The organism is Streptomyces sp. MBT53, assembly GCF_016654115.1.
Taxonomy (GTDB): Bacteria; Actinomycetota; Actinomycetes; order Streptomycetales; family Streptomycetaceae; genus Streptomyces.
On record NZ_JAEQAZ010000337.1, the window covers coordinates 1 to 5,239 of the forward strand.

The following is a 5,239-nucleotide window of genomic DNA, read 5'->3' on the forward strand; positions in this document are numbered from 1 at the left end:
GCGGAAAACATAACGGGGGACGGGAACGAGGTGGGATCGAATCGGGAAGCCGCGCGCGGATGTTGGGCACATGCGAACTGCGATTTGTGAGCGACAGCCGTTGGTTCTCATGGGCCTGGCGCACCTGCTGAGTGCCCAGTCGTCCTGCGACGTGGTGTTCACCTCGGCCGACGCGCTTCCCGGGGCCGGGGACCGGATCGATGTCCTGGTCGTCGGGGAGAGCGTGGCGGCCGGCCTGCCGGAGACATGGACGCGGTCCGGCGCCGGGGACGAGATGCCGGACGTGGTCGTGGTGCGGCCGGACGCGACCGCGGAGGAGGTGCTGCGGTCGGTGTCCGAGGCGGTGGCACGCTCCTCGACGGCGTCCGTGACGGACCGCCCGGCGGCCGCGCTGTCACCGCGGGAGCAGGAGGTACTGCGTTTCATCGCGCTGGGAATGACCCATGGACAGGTCGCCCGGCGTATCGGGATCAGCCATCACACGGTGGACACCTACGTCAAGCGAGTACGGTCGAAGTTCAGCGTCGGAAACAAGGCCGAACTCACGCGAATCGCACTCGGCTTGATGCCGCTTTGAATCAACCTTTACCCGCGCCGGGACCCTGTGACCAACGCCGTACCATTCGCCCCCCAAACCTCTTATGATCGCGAGGCGAGGCTCTAACCGGGCCTCTGTAGAGCCCCTACCAGGGCTTTCTGCATGACGGGGGGACAGAGCATCCATGTCCGAACAGGGAGACGGAGCACTGCGGTTCAACATCCTCGGGCCGCTGGAGGGATGGCTGGGCGACACCCGGCTGCGCCTCGGCGGAGCGATCCAGGAGCGGGTTCTGGTGACCCTGCTGCTCGAACCCGGCAGGGTGGTACCGGTGTCACGCCTGGTGCAGGCCGCGTGGGACGACGAACCACCGGCGACCGCCACGCACCAGATACGCAAGGCCGTCGCCGATCTGCGCCGGCGCCTGCCGGACGGCGGCAGAGTGGTCGTCACCGAAGGGCCCGGCTACCGGGCGATGGTGACCGACACCGAACTGGATCTGACGGAATTCGGGACCCACCTCCGCGAAGCGGGCCGCGCGGTCGCCGAGGGCAGGTCCCCGGAGGCCGTGGAAGCACTGCGCCGGGCGCTCGCGCTGTGGCGCGGACCGGTCATGGCGGACACGGGAGGCGCCGTGATCCAGGCCGTCGCGACCGCGCTCGACGAGCGCCGGCTGGCCGCCGCCGAGCAGTTCTTCGAACTGCGCCTCGGCCTCGGCGAGGCGTCCGAACTGATCGGTGACCTCCGGGACCTCATCGCCCACAACCCCTTGCGCGAGACCCTGCGGGGCCAGCTGATCCTGGCGCTGTACCGCACCGGCTGTCAGGCGCAGGCTCTCCAGGAGTACCAGAAGGTCCGGGAACTGCTGCTGGAGGAACTCGGGATCGACCCCGGACCGAGACTGAGCGAACTGCACGCCGCGATCCTGCGCGAGGCCCCCGAACTGGGCGTACCCGGACTGCTGTTGCCGCCGCCCCCCGAGCCGCCGGCACGGTCCGCCGCTCCTGCCGCCACCCTGCGGACCGACCGGCCCGCACCCCCGTGCACCCTGCCCTGCGACCTCTCGGACTTCACCGGCCGCAAGAGGGAACTGGACGCACTGGTCGACCGCATCAACGGCGGTGGCGAGGCAGGACAGCGACGCAGCCCGATCGTGGCGATCGACGGAATGGGCGGCAGCGGCAAGACCTCCCTCGTCGTCCGCGCGGCCCACCAGGTGGCCGCCGACTTCCCCGACGGTCAGCTCCACCTCGACCTGCGCGGCTTCACCCCCGGCGAGCCGCCCGTCTCGCCGGCCACCGCACTCGACGTACTGCTCAGAGCGCTCGGCACCCCGGGTGACCGAATACCCGACGACCTCCAGGGCCGCACCGCGCTGTGGCGCTCCCAACTGGCCGAGCGGCGGCTGCTGTTGCTGATCGACAACGTCATCGACGTCGGCCAGGTGCTCCCCCTGCTGCCCGTCTCGCACGGCTGCCTGGTCCTGATCACCAGCCGGGCCAGGCTCGTCGACCTCGACGGAGCCGAGTGGGTCTCCATCGGCCCGATGTCCCACGAGGACAGCACCCTGCTCATCGAGGAAGTCCTCGGCACTACGCGCGTCGCGGCCGAGTCGGAGGCGACGGCCGAACTGGTCCACCTCTGCGGCCGTCTCCCGCTGGCGCTGCGCATCGTCGCCGCCCGGCTGCGCAACCGGCCGCGGTGGACCGTGGAGTACATGGTCGACCGGCTCCGCGACGAGACCCGCCGGCTCGAGGAGCTGAGCGCGGGGGAACGCAGCGTCGCGGCGTCCCTGCGGCTCTCGTACCAGATCATGGACGAGGAACACCGCATCGCCCTGCGCATCCTGGGCCTGCACCCCGGCGCCGACATCGACGTGTACGCGGCGGCCGCCCTGCTGGGCACCGACCGGCACGACGCGGAGAACGTCCTGGAACGGCTGCTGGACGTGCACCTGCTGGAGCAACCCGCCATCGGCCTCTACCGGTTCCACGACCTGGTGCGCAACTTCGCCCAGAGCCAGTGCGGTCCGGACACGGCACGGGACGACAGCGCGGCCGTCCGACGCCTGCTCGACTACTACGTCACGATCACCGAGACCGCGTGCGAGCTGCTCTTCAGCGGCCGCAAGCGCCGCTCCACCGGCATCCCTCCCTACCCCGGCGACCAGCCGCTGTTCGTGGACGCGGCACGCACCGGCCGCTGGTTCGACCGGGAGCACGGGAACCTGACCGCGGCGATCTCCCTCGCGTACCGCTCCGGCCTCGACCGCCACACGGTGTGCCTCGCCCGCAACATCGTCTTCAGGCTCAACGCCCGAGGACAGTTCCAGGAGTTCAGGGACGTCGGCCGGATCGCCGTCGAGGCCGCCCGGAGGCTGGAGGACGTCGGCCTTCTGAGCGTCAGCCTGTCCAATCTCGGCGTCGCCTGCTGGAAACTGGGGCACTTCGAGGAGGGCCTCGAGGTGGCCACGGAGGCACGTGACGTCGCCGTCCGCCTCCGCGACCAGCACACCGAGGCACACGGTGAGTCCACGATCGGACTGCTGCTGACCGTGCTCGGACGGCACCCCGAGGCGCTGCTGCACCTGGAACGCGCCCTCGCCCTCGAACGGGAACTCGACATCCCGCGCGCCGAGGCCGAGACGCTCACCAACCTCAGCACCCTGTACGCGCAGTGGGGCCGATGCGAGGAGGCGGCCACCGCCGCGCGCCGGGCCCTGGAACTCCACCGGACCTTCGAGTACCGCGACAACCACGTGATGGCGCTGACCGATCTGGCCTTCGCCCACCTCGGCCTCGGTGAGTACGAGGACGCCCGCGTGTGCCTCGAGGAGGCCCGCGCCATGTGCGACTCCACGAGCCCGCCGGGAGACGTCGCGCTGGCCCTGGCACTCTCCGCCGAGGTCGACGAGTGCCTGGGCCGCCGCTCGGACGCGGCCGGCTACGCGCGCCGGGCGCTGGAGCTCGCGCGGATGAGCGGCAGCCCGACGCGACAGGCGAAGGTCGAGAACCTCGTCGGCGGTTTCTGCCGGCGGCGGAACGAGCACGAGAGAGCCCTGTCGCTCCACGCCCACGCCCATGAACTCGCCACCGCCATCCAGTACCGGGCGGAGAGCGCACGGGCGTTGCACGGGATGGCCTGCGCGGAGGAGGCACTCGGTGACACGGCCCGGGCCCTTGAACACCGGGGCGCGGCGGCGGAGTTGCTCGACTCCATGGGCTGTCGCGCGCCTTGTGTCGACGACCCGGTCAGGACGTGACCGACGTGGGTCCCTGATTGTCCGCGACGACGTGGTGGGCGGTGTGGTGAGGGGCGGTCGCGCCGGAACCGGCCGCCGCTCCCACGCCGAGAACCAGGGCCGCCGCCGAGAGGGCGCCGACGAGCGTGGTCAGCAGTGTGCGCATGTTTCTCCTTGGTGACGGTTGCCGCTTGAGGTGACGTCGTCATGCTCGTCGCGGCCCTTCCCGTCCCGGTCCCGTCTCGTTACCGCCCCCTCACCCCTGCGTCGGTGCCGTTTCGCGCAGGGCGTCCCACTTCTGCCGCACGGCGGCGAGCCGTTCGCCCACCTCCTGGCGGGAACCGCCGTGGACGACGACCTCGACATGCCCGGGGCCGTCCGCATCGGCCTCCGCCGGCCGGACGCCGTCGACGTGGTCCATCGCGCCGATGACGTCCAGGGCCGCTGCCAGGTCCGTTCCGCGGTGACCCAGGGGCAGGCGGGCGAGGGCCGCCGACCGGCCGGGCGCCGGATGGCGGCGCGGTGATCCGCACAGCGCCGACAGGACGTCCTCCTCCAGGACCCGGCCGGTCGACGCCCGCAGCAGGCGGCGGATCGGCCCCGGACCCAACCGCGCCTTCGAAGCGGCGATCCGCGGGCCGCCCGCGGTGACGACCACCTGGGTGTGGGCGGGCCCCGACTGGAGCCCCGCCAGATCCAGCAGCGCCCGTACCGCGGTCCGGATCCCGGCCGTGGCCGCCTCGGACAGGACCGCCGGATGCAGCAGATCGGCACCGGCGTACGTCCCGGTGGTCATCCCGGTCACCTCGTGCATGCCCTCGCGGGTGAGCGTGTCCACGCTGACCCGCGGTCCGGACAGGAACTCCTCGACCAGATGGGGCCCGGCGGGGGCGTCGGCCACCCATTTCTCCAGGTCGTCCCGGTTCCGGATGACGGTGGTCCGCGGCACCGGGCCGGCCTTGACGGCCACGGGCAGCGGGAAGTCCTCGACGAGCGCGCGTACGCCCTCCACCGTGGCGGCCGACTCGGCCCGGACGACGGACACCCCGCTCTGATTGAGGATCCGCCGCATGACCGCGGGATCACGCAGCCTGCGCAGAGGCTCCGCCCGCGCCGGTGACAGTTCCCGAAGCGCCCGCTCGACGGCGAGGTGCAGCACCTCCGAGTCACCCAGGTACACGATGTGCGGGATCTCGTGCGTACGAGCGGTCCCCACCAGGGCGGAATGCAGCGCGTCCACGTCGTCCAGGTCCACCGACAGCCGTCGGTCGGTGTCGGGCGCGGCGGTCGCCGGACACTCGACCGACCAGGTGTCGCAGCCCGCGGCCGTCGCCGCCGTACGTAACCCGGCGTCCGGTTCCAGGAGCAGCACCCGCCGTGGATTCACCGTCACCGCCTCCCTCTCTGTGTCCCGCACCGCTTCTGGAGGAGCGGATCCGTCAGTAGTAGTGGCGCATGAT

General features: G+C 71.5%; 4 protein-coding genes. 2 read left to right on the plus strand and 2 right to left on the minus strand.

Translation table 11 applies throughout. The features are described from left to right. The first annotated feature begins 70 nt into the window (after nucleotides 1–70). Together JHN45_RS50155 and JHN45_RS50160 are read left to right on the plus strand one after the other, a co-directional pair. On the plus strand, nucleotides 71–577 hold the full coding sequence (locus JHN45_RS50155) for a response regulator transcription factor (RefSeq protein WP_201056133.1): 507 nt from the start codon (nucleotides 71–73) through the stop codon (nucleotides 575–577). A 145-nt stretch (nucleotides 578–722) separates the two neighbouring features. Beyond that, nucleotides 723–3,800 (plus strand): BTAD domain-containing putative transcriptional regulator, encoded by a 3,078-nt coding sequence (locus JHN45_RS50160; protein ID WP_201056134.1) that lies wholly within the window; start codon nucleotides 723–725, stop codon nucleotides 3,798–3,800. On the opposite strand, the gene JHN45_RS50165 is transcribed toward JHN45_RS50160, so the two are convergent. Both JHN45_RS50165 and JHN45_RS50170 read right to left on the minus strand, forming a co-directional pair. Continuing rightward, a complete protein-coding gene (locus tag JHN45_RS50165; RefSeq protein WP_200714502.1) occupies nucleotides 3,790–3,945 on the minus strand; it encodes a hypothetical protein in 156 nt (51 codons plus the stop codon). The genes JHN45_RS50160 and JHN45_RS50165 overlap by 11 nt on opposite strands. A 90-nt stretch (nucleotides 3,946–4,035) precedes the next feature. Beyond that, complete coding sequence (locus JHN45_RS50170; protein WP_236584994.1) at nucleotides 4,036–5,166, minus strand: acetyl-CoA carboxylase biotin carboxylase subunit family protein; 1,131 nt, start codon at nucleotides 5,164–5,166, stop codon at nucleotides 4,036–4,038. Nucleotides 5,167–5,239: the final 73 nt, after the last annotated feature.

Excerpts from the sequence above, each read along its gene's own strand:
- JHN45_RS50155 (WP_201056133.1), top strand. The coding sequence starts at position 71 with ATGCGAACTGCGATTTGTGAGCGACAGCCGTTGGTTCTCATGGGCCTG.
- JHN45_RS50160 (WP_201056134.1), top strand. The coding sequence starts at position 723 with ATGTCCGAACAGGGAGACGGAGCACTGCGGTTCAACATCCTCGGGCCG.
- JHN45_RS50165 (WP_200714502.1), bottom strand. The coding sequence starts at position 3,945 with ATGCGCACACTGCTGACCACGCTCGTCGGCGCCCTCTCGGCGGCGGCC.